The sequence below is a fragment of the Myxosarcina sp. GI1(2024) genome (assembly GCF_053543375.1).
Genome location: NZ_JBKGTY010000002.1, coordinates 960,094 through 974,773, shown reverse-complemented (window position 1 = coordinate 974,773; position 14,680 = coordinate 960,094). Strand labels below are relative to the sequence as shown.

The following is a 14,680-nucleotide window of genomic DNA, read 5'->3' as shown; positions in this document are numbered from 1 at the left end:
CACAGTTTTTTCAACCAGAACAACTTTGCCAGAACTTCCAGAAGTAGAAACCATCCGCCGAGGGTTGAATAACTTAACTTTAGAACGAATAATCGAGGGTGAAGAGATATTACTTCCCAGAAGTCTCGCATATCCTACTTCTGTTAGCCAATTTCAAGAAAATTTAACCGGAAAAGCGATCGCCGCTTGGGATCGAAGGGGTAAATATCTACTAGCGCGACTTAAAAGCAAAACTTCTCCATCTGCTGGCTGGTTGGGAGTTCATCTACGAATGACCGGTCAGCTACTCTGGGTCAAGCGTGATACATCATTGCCCAAACATACTCGCATTCGCCTATTTTTTCCTAACAATGATGAACTGCGTTTTGTGGATACCCGCACTTTTGGTAAATTTTGGCTCGTCCCTGCTGAGGTGTCGCCAGAGACAATTATTACTGGTTTGCAAAAACTAGGTCCCGAACCTTTCGACCCTGACTTTTCCTCAGATTATCTTGCAGCTAAATTGGCTCAGCGGCGACGCCATATTAAAACTTTACTGTTAGATCAGACTATAGTCGCAGGAATCGGCAATATTTATGCTGATGAAGCTCTATTTGCCAGCAGGATTGAACCAGATACTATTGCCGCTAATCTAACTAAAAAAAGGATCGAACGGCTACATGAGGCGATCGTTACAATTCTTCAAGCTTCTATAGACCGCGGCGGCACCACCTTCAGTAATTTTCTTAATTTACTGGGCGTAAGTGGCAACTACAGCGATGTAGCTCTAGTATACGGCAGACAAGGGCAACCATGCCGGGTTTGTGGTACGACCATTGAAAAAATTAAATTGGCAGGGCGTTCGTCACATTTTTGTCCCCAATGCCAGTCATAAACTCATTCGCTCCCAATTGAAGTCGATAGAAGTTCGTAATTAACAGGACTTACGCTAGTTGAATGAAATTTCGTTGTTTGAGCAGCGAGTCAGTAACGGTAGGTAAATCAAGGTTTAGAGTGCTGAAGTGCGTAAGTCCTGATTAAGTTGGAGAGAGTTAGGACGATTTAGTTAGTTTCTTTGCCTCACTCGATAACTGTGAGTCAATTAGTTATTGCTGTGGTAGTTATTGCTGTGGCGGTCCCCTAACCCCCAACAGATTGCTGCTGTCTCAGCGTATGTTTTCCAGCGAACTGAGCAAAAGATGTTAGTCATTAACCATATAATTCGTGTTTGAGATTATCTTTGCCACTCTTTTTAACTCGATACATTAGAGCGTCAGCTTTTTGAATTATTTCATCGACAGAGTTGGTTGGTTTGAGAAAAGTGACTGCGCCAATACTAAAAGTGATTGGAAATGAGTGGCGCTCCATGGCAGCTAAAAGTTTTGTTTGAAGGCGCTGCAAAGCTATTTGCGCGTCTTTGAACTCAGTTTCGGGTAGCAACAGAGCAAATTCATCTCCTCCTAAGCGAGCAAATATATCTGTTTGACGAATTGTTTGCAGGGTCGTACGCGCGACTAACCTTAATAGCTCATCTCCGCGATCGTGTCCAAAGCGATCGTTAACCATTTTAAAATTATCTAAATCGAGATAAGCTAGGGTAAAAATTTTTTCATATCTCAAAGCTAAATTTAATTCTTGTCGTAATAAATTTAAAAAATACCTACGATTGATTATTCCCGTCAATCCATCTGTTTGGGCAAGATTTTTTTCCCGTTGGTATGAAGCTTTGAGAGCAGCAATCAGATAAGTTATGGTTAAGAAAAAAACTAGTCTCACAATCGTGTTGAGTAAACGCAAATCGGAATAATAGTCAATAGTAATTCTTAGATCGTTAAACAACCAGCTACCTAAACTAACTAGGGAAATTGTAAGGATTCAGGTATCAGGGTTGACAAAAAGGAAAAAGAGATTAAAGTAGCCAATAATGAGCGAAGCTAATCACCCCTTCAAAGCCGAAGAACTGCGCCAGTTGTCCAATGAGAAACTGGCAGAAATCGTGACTACCCAACAAAAGCTGATTGAGAAGCTAGAAAAAAGAATAGAACAACTGGAACAGAGCCTCAACCTCGACAGCCAAACCTCATCGAAACCCCCTTCAACTGACTTGCTGAAAAAAAGCGAGAGAAAACCAGAAGTAGGGTTGGAAGAAGCCAAAAAAGAGACAAAAAGAAAACCAGGAGGACAACCAGGACATCAAGGGAAGACGAGAAAAGGATTTGGGCGTGTAGACCGCTACGAAGTATTGAAACCGACCATCTGCTCCAACTGTGGAAATCAACAATGGAAGACTAAGGGGGTACGAGTAGATACTCAACAGGTAGCCCAGTTGGTGGCAAAACCGATACAAGTCGTAGAGTACCAACGTCATCACTGTCAATGCGGCAAGTGTGGAGCAATAGAGGCAGCTCGACGGTCTCCCACAATGATTCCAGGTCAAGACTTGGGAGTCAGACTACAGGGGTTACTTTCCTGGCTGGGAAACTATGCTCATATGTCCTATGCTAAACAGCAAGAACTGTTGTGGGAACTGGGAGCAATAGAAATTAGTAGGGGAACTTTAGTTGCCACCAATGAACGAACGAGTACAACAAGCGAGTATCAACAGTGTTGAAGGGTTGAAAAAGTCGATTAATTCAGAGCATCCTCCTCTACATTGTGACGAAACCCCCTGCTCAGTTAAAGGAGTCAAAGAATGGCTCTGGGTTTTAGCTGGGTCAGAGTTCTGCCTGTTTCATGCCGGCGATACTAGAAAACGCAGAGAATTGGAAGCTGTATTAGGAGTATTCTATGATGGAGTTTTGATTAGCGACGATTTTAGTGTCTACAACGGCTATTCAGTAGCAGGACAACAAAAGTGTTTGGCTCATCTACGTCGTCATTTTCAAAAACTGTTAAAGACTAAAGGGGTAGATAACCAAGAAATTGCTACCACCTTTCTGTCTCTAATTGATGAGGCATTTAAGCAACATCGGGTTTGGCGACAGACCCATCAGGAAAGCCACTATCGAGATTGGGCAGAGGATTTCCGAAGGCGAGTGACTAGCGCAATTAAGACTTGGCTCAAGAATGCTGGTCATGAAGCTGGAAAACTGCTACGTTCGCTGCGTGATAAGGCGGAGCAATGGTGGTATTTTCTGACACATCCTCAGATACCCCCCGACAATAATCTAGCTGAACGATGTTTGAGAACTGCTGTAACCAAGCGGAAAGTTTGTGGTGGCTCTCGTTCCATCGAACGGTTTCAACATACAGCCAACCTGCTGAGTGCAATTCAATCTTGTCGTTTGCAAGGACGTTCGGTGATTACTTTTTTTCAACAGACTTTACAAGCTACAGTTGGACATTGTTCTTATCCTTCTCTTATTCCTCATGCTTGCACCTGAATCCTTACGGGAAATTATCAAACCATACCAAATATTGGCAAACCAAGCTACTAAAATAATTGGGAGTAAATAATAAATTGATAGAGAAAACTTTAGTATTACAAAGTAGTCGATCGCGCCAATAATTAAGATCGACAATAAACCTATAAGAAGTATCGATCTTTCCGATTGTTTTTCTAGGTAGCTAACTATTTTTAGGCTTGAGTTTTTCATTTACTATTCACTACCAAGACAAAGAAATGTATAAAATATAATAATTTTCTGGTATGAAATCTACCAGATCGCCTCGTTTGAGCAAAAAAGCTTAAAGGTTAAAGGATTTTATTCTTTGATTTCCTACGAGGTCTAATAAACCAACTTAAAGTCTACTTGAAGTGACTGACAATAGCTATAACAATTTGTTTAGTTAACTTAGCTGACACTATCACTATTAGTTTTACTTTTCTAATCGAACTACGTACCATTGGAGATATTTATCTTTACCCAGATCTAATTCAAAATAATTATCTATCAAATGTTGCACCCGTTCGTCTAAAGAGTTGAATTTTGCCAATTCTCTGGGAAGATTGACTTCAGCCGATTGCAAGACGGCTTTGAGTTTGCCGGTTAACTCTTCGGCAGTCATAAATTGTTCCTCGCGATCGCTTTCCAAGACAACATAAGCATCTTCTTGGTACATAATTGAATCTGACATTTCTATCTCCTCTGATTATTTTCATGATTGACAATCCAAGGCTCATCCCAAGGGGAACCACCTATTTCCAAACCCGCTAGATTGCTCTTAGCTTTTAAAATAGTTTTACCGTGGCGCGATCGCAATTCTAATGTTAACTGTCCTCTGGTAGTATCGCGACAAGCAAATACCAGACCTCTTGCAGTGGGTACGCGAACGTAGGTTCCCAATAAATCTGTAGTACCGATTAAATTTACTTCATAATCACTACTAATAGCCTGCATTTTCCATTCTCCCCAGGGTTGCACCTGCCAGCTGACCCGAGCATTACCAGGAGCAAATTCATAAAATTGTCCTCGATGGTGGATGCCGACTAAACCAACTGCCTCTTGCCACCACAAAACATCCCTAATTCCTCCAACTGCAGTGATAGCCAAATCGTCTCGAGTGATAAAACTATTACAGTTAATCCAAAACCATTTTTGCGGAAAAGAACTACCCCAATTTTTCTCAGTATAAACAGGAGCGTTAGTAAAATGATAGACTTTTCCTTGCCAGTCAATCCATCCCGTAGCCAAACCATAAGCCATTAAAACTTGCCATCCTGGCTCAAATACCGGTAAATAAGACAGCCAACCTGCAGTAGCTTGCTGTGGTTGTTGGGGATTTCCCCAGCCATAGATAGGTTCGATCTGATATTGCCAGCGGCAATAATTACGAACATCTGGATAATAAATACAGCCTTGATTTAAAGTAGCTGTTGCTTGATATCCCCGTTCGATCTCTGTCTCAAATTCCTGAGGAGATAGTAGTTGAGGTGAAATTGACGACCTAGTATTACCCCAATGTCCGAAACACAACCGATCTCGAGCTGCAAAAAAACGTTTTACATCGGGAAAAGTGCGACAGAGGTATCCTTCGTCAATACCTAGTATTTGTACCGCACCACCACTGTTAGCCTGTCTGCCAATAGGGTCTTCAATAGAATACATGAAGGCAAAAGTTTGAGCGATTTCAGGAAGAGTGAGACGATAGTACCAACCTTCAAAATATCTAGGGGAGAAATAGTTCCAATGATAGCCACTGTGAGGAGTTTGGAGCTTGATTGCGTCGACCATTATTAAATAAAGCAGGCGGCGGGAAATAAAATATATTCTAGAAAAAATAATTTCCAGATAAACTGATAGAAGTCAGCGATCGCGCTTTTTTGAGATAAATCTACTCGTCGGCTGCGCCACCATAGCAAGATTAGAAGTACTAGGTGATAGCCGACAAAGAAACTAGTTTCGATTGCGGGTAAATAAAATCCTGCAACCATCATCCCTAAATAGCAAATGCTAATCAGCCAACGAGAGAGATTAAACACGGCTGGTTTGCCTAAAATCAGGGTAAAAGTAGTAATGTTATATTTCTTGTCTCCCTCGAGATCGGGAACGTCTTTAAAAATCGCGATCGCAACGGTAAATAAAATAATAAATAAAGTCAAAATCTCAACATAGGCATTTAAAAACTCTCTACCAGCGAGTTTGTTGCTGAAGTGCAAAAATAAACCTAAATTGACGATCGCACCGCGCACGGTAAAAATACAGAATGCTGCTAGTAAGGGAAATTGTTTGAGGCGTACTGGTGGTAAAGAATAAGCAGTGCCAATAAGAAGACTAATCCCTACAGTGGCTAATAACCAGATTCCCTGCCAGGCTGCCAAAAATAATGCCAAAATTCCTGTAATTGCAACGATCCACCATCCTTGTTGGGGAGAAAATTCCTGAGCAGCTAGAGGAAGATGGGGTTTATTAATGCGATCGATCGCTACATCGCATAGTTGATTCAAACCGACTATGTAAACATTGCCGCACAAACAGGCAGCTAAAACAGCCAACATCTGTTCTACATTAGTTAGGGCGATCGTACTATTAGTAGTTGCTAAAGCGATAAAATATAAAGCCAGGACGCTGAGGCTAGTACCAATAATCGTGTGGGGACGGGAAAATTTCCAAAAACTATATGTCCAGCTCATCGATTTTCAATCTTTGTTTTACCACAGTTAACTATAACTCGGTAGCGATAGCTGAAGATAGACATTAAGCTGAAAATTACCGATTTTCCAGCGTCAGTCCCGGTAAATGGTATTTTAAAAAACCTGGGTTATGGTTAAAAGCAGATAAATATTTTTAGCGATATGTTTGCAGATCGATTAAATTTACCGCTCGACAGCGATCGCATAAACCGAGAGGATCGGAGTCTTAGTATAGCTGGAATGACCTGGAATGATTATGAGAAGCTGATTAGTGAAGAATACCCAGGTTATCGGGTTTCTTATCTCAATGGAGTAATTACTATAGTGTCACCGAGTCAAAATCACGAGACTATAGCCGAGGTAATTAACTATTTAGTCATAGCTTATTGTCGCCAATATAACTTACCATACTTTCCCATGCGTTCGACGACATTGAAAAAGCCTCCTTTTGCGGCCAAAGAACCCGATGTTAGTTTTGCGTTCAACTCAAAAAAATCTATTCCCGATTTGGCAATAGAAGTAGTTTACTCCAGTGGTGGCATTACAGATTTAGCCAAATACAAATACTTGGGAGTGAAAGAAGTTTGGTTTTGGCAGGACAATAAATTAAAGTTTTATTGGTTAGTAGGTTCCGACTATAATGAAGTGCCCAACAGCAAGCATTTATCTAATTTGTTTTCACAAACTTTAGTTAAATTTATCAATCGCGGACTAACAGAAAGTCCGTTGACTATTGAAGCTGATTTCATTGGGGAACTAGAGCGACGAAAAGACTCACCAAATTAAGTGACGATATCCTATATTTTTTAATAAAAAAAGAGTGCGATCGCTGCACTCTCTAGAATTAAGTTTTAATTTTGATTTACTTTGCCAACATCTCAACCGAGAGACGTTTGAAAGTCAAGCGTTCGTCTTCCACATCGACAAAGATCGTGTCACCGCCTTGGAATTCGCCACGTAGGATTCTCTTGGCGATCGCCGTTTCTAGATATCTTTGAATAGCGCGTTTTAATGGTCTTGCACCGTATACGGGATCGTAGCCCAATTCGGCTAGATAATCGACCGCCGCATCCGATAGTTTCAAAGATAGTTTCTGATCGGCAAGACGTTGTTCTAAACCTTGAATCTGTAACTGAACGATTGGCTGTAGTTGCTCTTTCGTCAAACTGTGGAAGATGATAATCTCATCGATACGGTTGAGAAATTCAGGACGGAAGCTATTGCGCATCGCATCCATTACCCGCGATCGCATTTCATCATAGCGACTATCGTCACCAGCCACATCGAGAATGTACTGCGAACCGATATTACTGGTCATGATAATGATGGTGTTTTTAAAGTCCACCGTACGACCTTGAGAATCGGTCAAACGTCCATCATCGAGAATTTGCAACATGATGTTAAAGACATCGGCGTGAGCTTTTTCAATCTCGTCGAACAGAATCACTGAATAGGGACGACGGCGAATGGCTTCGGTGAGTTGTCCTCCTTCTTCATAGCCGACATATCCCGGAGGTGCACCTACCAAACGAGAGACGCTGTGTTTTTCCATATATTCGGACATATCGATCCGTACCAAAGCATCTTCGGTATCGAAGAGATTTTGCGCCAAGGCTTTGGCTAGTTCGGTTTTACCTACGCCAGTAGGGCCGAGGAAAATAAAGCTAGCTGTAGGACGATAGGGGTCTGCCAGTCCGGCGCGAGAACGCTGAATCGAATCGGCTACGGCAGTTACGGCTTCTTCTTGACCGATTACCCGTTGATGTAGTTCGTCTTCTAAGTGTAGTAGTTTGGCTTTTTCCGACTCGACGAGTTTGTTTAGGGGAATTCCCGTCCACTTAGAAATGATTTCGGCGATGTCGGCTTCTAAGACTTCTTCCCGCAGTAAAGATCTGCCTTCAGTTTGTCTTTCTGCTAACTTACTTTCGATTTCTTTAACCTGACGCTGTAAGTCGGTCAGCTTACCATAACGCAGTTCCGCTGCACGGTTGAGATCGTAGTCTCTTTCGGCTTGTTGAATTTCGAGATTGACGCGATCGATTTCTTCTTTGAGATGACGTATTTGGTCGATTACCTCTTTTTCTGATTGCCACTGGGCGTTAAGTTCGGACTGTTCTTCTTTATAGTTAGCCAGTTCTTTTTCCAGCATTTCCAATCTTTCTTGAGAAATGGGATTATCTTCTTTTTGTAGAGATAATTTTTCCATTTCTAACTGGAGGATCTTGCGATCAATTTCGTCTAATTCCTCTGGCTTGGAAGTAATCTCCATTTTTAATTTAGCTGCCGACTCGTCTACGAGGTCGATCGCCTTATCTGGTAAGAAGCGATCGCTGATATAGCGATTGGATAGGGTAGCGGCGGCAACTAAGGCGGTGTCGGAGATTTTAACGCCATGATGGACTTCATAGCGTTCTTTGAGTCCCCTCAGTATAGAAATCGTATCGATAACGTTGGGTTCGTCTACTAGAACCGACTGAAAACGTCGTTCTAATGCCGCATCTTTTTCGATATATTTACGATATTCATCTAGGGTAGTAGCACCAATACAGCGCAGTTCACCTCTGGCTAACATGGGCTTGAGTAAATTACCCGCATCCATTGCCCCTTGGGTGGCACCCGCGCCGACTACGGTATGGATTTCATCGATAAACATGATGATGTTACCTTCAGACTCGGTAACTTCTTTGAGTACCGCTTTGAGTCTTTCTTCAAACTCACCGCGATATTTAGCACCGGCAATCAATGCACCCATGTCTAAAGCGACTAGTTTGCGATCGCGCAGTGATTCGGGTACGTCGCGGTTGACGATCCGTTGTGCCAAACCTTCGACAATGGCAGTTTTACCCACACCTGGTTCGCCAATGAGAACGGGATTATTTTTGGTACGGCGGGATAAAATCTGAATGGTGCGGCGAATTTCTTCATCGCGACCGATTACAGGATCGAGTTTACCCTGTCTGGCAAGTTTGGTTAGTTCTCTGCTGTATTTTTCCAGGGCTTGATATTTACCTTCTGGGTTTTGGTCGGTTACTTTCTGATTACCTCGCACTTGTTCGATTGTCTCTTTAAGTTTATTTTCAGTTAGATTGAATTCTTTGAATAGCTGTTTGCCAAAGCGGTCATCTTTAGCATAAGCCAGTAATAGATGCTCGATAGAAATATACTCATCGCCGAAATCTTGACGAATTTTGTTGGCGCGATCGAGTAAAGTATCTAAACTACGTCCTAAGTAAATCGACTCGCCAAGATTGCTTACCTTGGGCTGGCGGTTGATAAATTCATCGGTTTTATCCCGCAGCCGTGGGACGCTAATGTTGGCTTTGTTAAAAATACTCGTCGCCAATCCTTCTTCTTCAATTAAGGATTTTAACAAGTGTTCGCTTTCAATTTGTTGGTGACTATTATGCTTGGCGATGTCGGGAGTCCGGACGATCGCCTGCCATGCTTTTTCGGTAAACTGTTGTGGATTTGTTGGTTGCATTTACTATTTCTCTCCCTTCGCAAAAAATACCATGAAATTAACAAATAGATTTTGTCTTCAAAAATGGACCAGTTTTTGTTAGTAGTTATGGTGGAAATGATTTATATTTTCAGCTAAAAATACAGTAGATTGACATTTATCCAGAAACTATTGGCTCAGATTCTATTTGAGTTTGAGACCTTGGTTAAAATCTTGAGCATTTAACGATCTCTCGTTCATTAAAGTCAAGTTTAATGACCATTTGCTCTAGAAAATGTTATTAAGTTTATTAATTGTTTGTTAATAATATTTTAACGGGACTCTACAGTCAGACTCGGTAAGGATAACTCTACTATCAATTTATGGTTTACCATAGCCAGCCTTCAAAAAAACAGAATCAGCCAAGAAGTCTCTGACGCGATCGCATTTATATACATAAAAAACTTGACTTTTTAGGCAAAAATAGGATCTAATAGTTAGTACCCATGTTCTGAGAAAACAGACTCCTGGAAAAAGTTATGGAAAATTTAACTCCAGCCCAAAAAGAGCTATACGATTGGCTGGTTGAGTACATTCGCACTACTCAACACGCACCTTCAATCAGACAGATGATGAAAGCGATGAACTTGCGATCGCCAGCCCCAGTGCAGAGTCGTCTGGAAAGATTGCGAAATAAAGGCTACATCGACTGGATTGATGGTAAAGCTCGGACAATTAGAATTTTACATCAACCAGATAAAGGATTGACAATTGAAGGAGCGATCGCCGCAGGAGGTTTAGTCGAACCATTTGCCGATGAAAAAGCCAAACTAGATTTATCCGACTTGTTTACTCGCTCGGACTGCTATGTGTTACGAGTAGTAGGTGATAGCATGATTGAAGATTCAATTAGTGAAGGGGATTATGCGATCGTGCGTTCCCTTTCTTCTCAACGAGATATTAAAAATGGCGATATTGTCGCCGCTAGAGTTCCAGGATACGGCACTACTCTAAAAAGGTTTTATCAAGATCGAGACCGAGTTACACTCAAACCATCTAACAGTAAATACGAACCAATAAAAGTCGAAGCCGAGGCGGTAGAAGTGCAAGGAATTTTGGTCGGTATTTGGCGTTCGGTTGCAGGCTAGCAATTAGGAAATTGAGGGGGAATGGAGAAATTCAAATTACTTTAGTATAGCTAATAGTTTGGTTAATGGTCGCTTGCTAAAGGCGATCGATCGCCAGTCGTAAACTATTAACCATCAACACCAAATCCTTTAAACCTCAACTCCTCGCTTATGATTTCTCTGTCTCCAGCTTTAAAAAACAAGCTTACCACACCTCTTAAAATTGGTTCGGTTACGGTTGAAAGTCGTGTTTTACAGTCCCCCCTTTCTAGCGTAACCGATTTAGTATTTAGGCGATTGGTCAGAAAATATGCCCCAAAATCGATGATCTATACCGAAATGGTAAATGCTAGAGAAATACATCATCTAAAAAATCTACCAATCATTATGGAGATCGATCGCCACGAATCACCCATAAGCATTCAACTATTTGATTGTCGTCCCGATTTTATGGCAGAAGCAGCGCGAAAAGCTGTAGCCCAAGGAGCAACTACCATCGATATTAATATGGGTTGTCCCGTAAATAAAATCACTAGAAAGGGTGGTGGTTCTTCTTTACTGCGTCAACCAGAAGTAGCCGAGGCAATTGTTAAAACAGTAGCAGAAGCGGTAGATGTTCCCGTGACAGTCAAAACTCGCCTGGGCTGGAACGATTGCGAAATTAACATTATTGAATTTGCCCAGAGAATGGAGGAAGCAGGAGCGCAAATGCTTACTCTTCACGCCCGTACTCGCGCTCAAGGTTACAACGGCACGGCACGATGGGAATGGATCGGTAAAGTCAAGCAGGTGTTGTCTATTCCCGTAATTGCTAACGGTGATATCTCTTCTGTAGAAGCGGCAGTTAAGTGTCTAGAGATAACCAATGCTGATGGGGTAATGTGTTCGCGAGGTACACTAGGCTATCCTTTTTTAGTCGGAGAAATCGATCGCTTTTTCAAAACGGGTCAAAGCTTACCCGCGCCCACTACTGTAGAAAAATTACAGTGTGCTAAAGAGCATTTGTTGGGCTTGTGGCAATACAAGGGTGAACGCGGTATCTATCAATCTCGCAAGCACCTAGCCTGGTACTGCAAGGAGTTTCCAGGCGCAGCCGAACTGAGAGATAAGCTATCTCATGTTGAAAGCGTCGAACATGGTTACGAAATTTTGGATGGCGCGATCACTAATCTGGAGACTAAAGTATAAAACTATTTTTCTGCGACAGCTTTACTACAGAAAGCCATTCAGTTTATGGCAAAGCTACTGCAAACTCGAAATCCGGCTTTAACAGATAAGCGAAGTTGTTTACTAAACGATCGAACAAAAGTTATTCTTACCAGAAGGGAACACAGATCGCCGCTATTATCGCTTTAACTCGGAAAAAATAAACTTGTGACAAGTTGCGACAGAACTTTTGGCGATCTCTTCAATTCTTCCACTTTTTTGGATTAAAATCGGTTAAATTTTGAATTTATTAAATCTCTACTCTCTACCCATGCCTAAGCTGATTTGTCTTGGAGATAGCATTACAGCTAGAGAAAGAGAGTATAATGGAACATTAAAACTTACTCCCATACTCAAGCAAGTACGGATTTTATCAAAGAAAATCCAGTCGATTGTCGATGAACCATTTTAATTTAACAATTCTCGTTACTTTGGTTATCCAATTTGCGTTTAATAGCCAATGTTTCAGACATAAAAGCATCTATTAGCGGTTTGCCGAACTGTAATAGAGGTTCGACGACTTCCTTTCCTGCCGTCTCTGGAGTACCTGCATTAAAAGGCGGTTGGGGATCGTATTCCAGCATTAGTTGGGTCATCTTGGCTACCCGTTCGCCGCACAGTAAACCTAGTAAAGTCAAGCCAAAATCGATACCCGAAGTTACGCCAGCTCCCGTAACGCGGTCGCGATCTACAACTACTCTTTCGGAAATTACCTCAACTCCCAACATCGTCAATTGTTCGCGAAATGCCCAATGACAGGTCGCTTTATAACCTTGTAACAAACCTGCTACCGCCAAAATCAGCGAACCAGTACAGACACTGGTAACATATTTTGCTGTATGACTTTGCTGCTTTAAAAATTTTGATATAGTCTTATCTTTCATCACTTCAATCTGTCCCATGCCACCCCCAGGAACGCAAATTACATCTAACGCCGGACACTCTGCCAAAGTAGTAGTAGGAGTGATGATTAAACCTTCATTACTAACGATGGGAGTTAGATTTTTCCACAGTAAATGAGTTTGCGTGTGGGCTGGAAACGTCAAAACCTGATAGGCTGCTAAGACATCTAGTTGAATCACCCCAGGATAAATTAAAAAACCGATCTGCACTTGAGTCATAAATTTGTTGTTGTCTAAAATCACTCTTCGTGTCACGATCGTATCTAGAAGGGCGATCGCCTGCCTAGTACCCAGATGGGTACACTTTTGTAAGAGATGATGATTAACTCGCTTCAAACTTTATTTCAAAAACTCTCCGCAGCAAAAACAGAAGCGGAATTACGCTGTAACTTCATGGATGGCGTTAGCGAACATTTTATAGTGCAACGTTGGGGAATTTATCTGCTAGACGAGCAAAATTGTTTGATGAGTGTTGATACAGAAGGTGTTTCTAACAGCTTTATCGAAAGATACCAAACAATTGGCAAACCTGTAGATCGCTTGTTGCAATACGTTCAAAAATATCATGCTCCCGCTCACGAGAGACTAGTTTATCCTGACGGACAATGGAAACAAAGTCAGCTTTATCTGAGATGCTGTACCGAATACCGCCACGAACATATTATGACTGGACCCATTGTTGGTAATGGTAAACTAATGGGAACGGTTCATTTTGCCCGCGTCGATCGGACGCCAGCATTCAGCGATCTCGATTTGGTCTATCTGAGTGCTGTTTGCCTTCATTTATCGGCTAATCTAGCTAAGTTGCGATCGCAGTCTACGAACGAACATCCATTTATAACTCAGTTGACTCCACGAGAGCTTCAAATTGCCAATTTAGTTGCCAGAGGATTAACCAATAAGGCAATTGGCAGAGAATTATGGATTACCGACAACTCTGTTAAGCAAGCACTCAAACGAATGTTTCGCAAACTAAATGTAGCTAGTCGCACTGAAATGGTCGTTAAATTAAAAGATCTTTTAGAAATTTAATTTTAGCTTGCTGCACCTACTAAACCAGAAACTCGTTTAAAAGCTAACGTATCATTCGATGTGATGAAAAATAAAAAATCTAGGCTGGGAAGAACAGCTTATTCTGGCTTGAGAAACAGCCAACTGACAAAGAAAAACGAAGCGGTACTTAGCTGGATTAAGTCTATGGCAGACAAATAGCCATCTGCTAGAGAAGCAATACTGCGATCGCTAATCCCAAATAACCAGGAACTAGTACCTAAAATCCAAATACCTTTTTTTAAAGTTTGAGGAAAATTTTCAATATTTTTTTGCTTATTCATTAACTCAATTTAACTTAGTTATTACTAGTTGAAATAATACGCTCTCATCGTCTTAGTCAATATGTCATGCAGAAATTGCATCTCAAAATTAGCTTGACTATTTCTCGATCTAGCCGCTTCTCATTTGGTATCAATATTAAGCGTAAGTGTTTTAATTGGCTCTAATTTACCTTACTCGATGAGAGTCTTTCTTATCTTTTAAATCGTTATAAACTTTGCTATCTAGCATTTAATTTAGAAGCTATATCATGCTCGATCGCCAAAACGAAAATAATGTTTATGTTCGATCAAATACAATATTATGCTTTCATTCTAGTTACTTTTGCTCCACACAGCGATCGACATTTTTGATTGGTTACTTGGAACTACTCCCAATTTAACTCTTTGCACTTCATAATATTTAACAATTATTAGTAATGACTCTGTCAAAAGAAATAAATAAACAAGTTGGTTCGGCTAGGTAGATAACAACTAAACTATTTAAACTACTGTTTGTTAATTTAAATACCAAAGTGATCGAACAAAGAGGGGTGTAAGTTATTTTTTATACATGAGTTTATGGATTAGTGAGAATTCTACCTCACAAAGCTCAGGTAAAAGAACACGAATAAGTAGATCTG

Annotated in this window: 13 protein-coding genes and 1 pseudogene; 7 read left to right on the top strand and 7 right to left on the bottom strand. The window is 41.1% G+C overall.

Annotated elements, in window-relative coordinates:
• Positions 1-25: 25 nt before the first annotated feature.
• The gene (locus tag ACLFKQ_RS13550; RefSeq protein ID WP_449000305.1) at positions 26-874 is read left to right on the top strand and encodes a DNA-formamidopyrimidine glycosylase; all 849 of its coding nucleotides are present in this window, start codon (positions 26-28) and stop codon (positions 872-874) included.
• Between the two features lie 314 nt (positions 875-1,188).
• On the opposite strand, the gene ACLFKQ_RS13545 is transcribed toward ACLFKQ_RS13550, so the two are convergent.
• Positions 1,189-1,755, bottom strand: coding sequence for a GGDEF domain-containing protein (locus ACLFKQ_RS13545; protein ID WP_449000304.1), 567 nt, complete (start codon positions 1,753-1,755; stop codon positions 1,189-1,191).
• A 148-nt stretch (positions 1,756-1,903) separates the two neighbouring features.
• Here ACLFKQ_RS13545 and tnpC point away from each other — a divergent pair.
• Positions 1,904-3,362 (top strand): annotated as a pseudogene (gene tnpC, locus ACLFKQ_RS13540) (IS66 family transposase).
• Between the two features lie 436 nt (positions 3,363-3,798).
• Here tnpC and ACLFKQ_RS13535 read toward each other — a convergent pair.
• Genes ACLFKQ_RS13535 through ACLFKQ_RS13525 form a run of 3 tightly spaced genes read right to left on the bottom strand, consistent with a single transcriptional unit; the run spans position 3,799 to position 6,052 of the window.
• Positions 3,799-4,056, bottom strand: a complete 258-nt coding sequence (locus ACLFKQ_RS13535; RefSeq protein ID WP_449000303.1) for a chlororespiratory reduction protein 7 — start codon at positions 4,054-4,056, stop codon at positions 3,799-3,801.
• Positions 4,057-4,058: 2 nt separating this feature from the next.
• Positions 4,059-5,153 (bottom strand): tocopherol cyclase family protein, encoded by a 1,095-nt coding sequence (locus tag ACLFKQ_RS13530; protein WP_449000302.1) that lies wholly within the window; start codon positions 5,151-5,153, stop codon positions 4,059-4,061.
• Positions 5,154-5,155: 2 nt separating this feature from the next.
• Positions 5,156-6,052, bottom strand: a complete 897-nt coding sequence (locus tag ACLFKQ_RS13525) for a homogentisate phytyltransferase (protein WP_449000301.1) — start codon at positions 6,050-6,052, stop codon at positions 5,156-5,158.
• Positions 6,053-6,214: 162 nt separating this feature from the next.
• Between ACLFKQ_RS13525 and ACLFKQ_RS13520 the strand changes: the two genes are divergently transcribed.
• Positions 6,215-6,838, top strand: a complete 624-nt coding sequence (locus ACLFKQ_RS13520) for a Uma2 family endonuclease (protein WP_449000300.1) — start codon at positions 6,215-6,217, stop codon at positions 6,836-6,838.
• A gap of 76 nt (positions 6,839-6,914) precedes the next feature.
• On the opposite strand, the gene clpB is transcribed toward ACLFKQ_RS13520, so the two are convergent.
• Entirely contained in the window at positions 6,915-9,533 is a 2,619-nt protein-coding gene (gene clpB / locus ACLFKQ_RS13515) for an ATP-dependent chaperone ClpB (RefSeq protein WP_449000299.1), read from the bottom strand.
• Between the two features lie 497 nt (positions 9,534-10,030).
• Between clpB and lexA the strand changes: the two genes are divergently transcribed.
• The 3 genes from lexA (at position 10,031) to ACLFKQ_RS13500 (ending at position 12,236) form a co-directional block, all read left to right on the top strand.
• Complete coding sequence (gene lexA / locus ACLFKQ_RS13510; RefSeq protein ID WP_449000298.1) at positions 10,031-10,639, top strand: transcriptional repressor LexA; 609 nt, start codon at positions 10,031-10,033, stop codon at positions 10,637-10,639.
• 150 nt (positions 10,640-10,789) lie between these two features.
• Complete coding sequence (gene dusB, locus ACLFKQ_RS13505; protein WP_449000297.1) at positions 10,790-11,806, top strand: tRNA dihydrouridine synthase DusB; 1,017 nt, start codon at positions 10,790-10,792, stop codon at positions 11,804-11,806.
• A 259-nt stretch (positions 11,807-12,065) separates the two neighbouring features.
• Positions 12,066-12,236, top strand: a complete 171-nt coding sequence (locus ACLFKQ_RS13500; RefSeq protein WP_449000296.1) for a hypothetical protein — start codon at positions 12,066-12,068, stop codon at positions 12,234-12,236.
• A gap of 1 nt (position 12,237) precedes the next feature.
• On the opposite strand, the gene ACLFKQ_RS13495 is transcribed toward ACLFKQ_RS13500, so the two are convergent.
• On the bottom strand, positions 12,238-12,945 hold the full coding sequence (locus ACLFKQ_RS13495; RefSeq protein ID WP_449000357.1) for a DJ-1/PfpI family protein: 708 nt from the start codon (positions 12,943-12,945) through the stop codon (positions 12,238-12,240).
• Between the two features lie 96 nt (positions 12,946-13,041).
• On the opposite strand from ACLFKQ_RS13495, the gene ACLFKQ_RS13490 reads away from it, so the two are divergent.
• Complete coding sequence (locus ACLFKQ_RS13490) at positions 13,042-13,758, top strand: helix-turn-helix transcriptional regulator (protein ID WP_449000295.1); 717 nt, start codon at positions 13,042-13,044, stop codon at positions 13,756-13,758.
• Positions 13,759-13,856: 98 nt separating this feature from the next.
• On the opposite strand, the gene ACLFKQ_RS13485 is transcribed toward ACLFKQ_RS13490, so the two are convergent.
• Complete coding sequence (locus ACLFKQ_RS13485) at positions 13,857-14,060, bottom strand: hypothetical protein (protein WP_449000294.1); 204 nt, start codon at positions 14,058-14,060, stop codon at positions 13,857-13,859.
• Between the last annotated feature and the right edge of the window lie 620 nt (positions 14,061-14,680).